The organism is Bartonella sp. AA86SXKL (genome assembly GCF_042196885.1).
This window is the reverse complement of the sequence record NZ_JBHIRE010000294.1, coordinates 1-745: the sequence shown is the minus strand read 5'-3', so window position 1 is coordinate 745 and position 745 is coordinate 1. Positions and strand designations below refer to the sequence as shown.

At 43.8% G+C, this 745-nt stretch carries 1 protein-coding gene; it reads left to right on the top strand.

The window, feature by feature from the left end; genetic code table 11:
* Positions 1-430, top strand: a 430-nt coding sequence (locus ACFIO5_RS11625; protein ID WP_375705495.1) for a DUF1465 family protein, incomplete at its 5' end; no start/stop codon positions are given.
* Between the last annotated feature and the right edge of the window lie 315 nt (positions 431-745).

Sequence of the window (745 nt, the reverse complement as noted above, 5' to 3'; positions counted from 1 at the left end):
AACAATGGCGCTGATTGAACAAACAGCAACTTATATTGATACGGAAGGCAAATTAGCAGCACGTTCTCTCTCTGCAGAAGTTTCTGCTCTTTATGCCAAAGAGGCGATGTATTTAAGTACACGGCTTATGCAAATCGCTTCTCAACTTCTCCTTCTTCGTGCAGAGCGCGAAGGAGAGATGTCACCAGAACAAATACAAAAAGAGCTCGCGAAAGTCTCGCTTCATACACCGACGCTGAAACTAGAAAGCGCTCATTGGCAAGAATTTCCAGAAGTTTTCCGCAACTTTGTTGCTCGTTCTCTTCGTTTAGAAGCACGCATGCAATATTTGCGCACTGGCAGAGAAGGTATCTCTTCCCCTGTTTTGGAGGACGAAAATCCGGTGGGCAAACAAATCGAATTGCTTAAAACGGCTTTTCGGCGCTCTTAGAAAATTTTGTATCTGTTGCTTTTTTCTTCTTCATTCTGTTTAGGATGCTCTTTGTTTGTGAAAGCTAATTTCGGTAGAATCCCTCCCTTTCCTCTGTACCATTGTTTTGTACTGTTATTCCTTGGTTCTTTTTTGCTGCCTCGCCATTTTACTCAAGTGTTCGAAAAGCCTAGAGGTTTTTTATGGGAGGGGTGTTTGCTGTTGAAAGGGCGGTCGCTTTTGAAGAGGCGGGCGGTTGGCATTGAGGGAATGGTTCCCTTTTTTGTTTAGAAGCACGTATGCAATATGTGCGCACTGGTAGAGAAGGTATCTCTT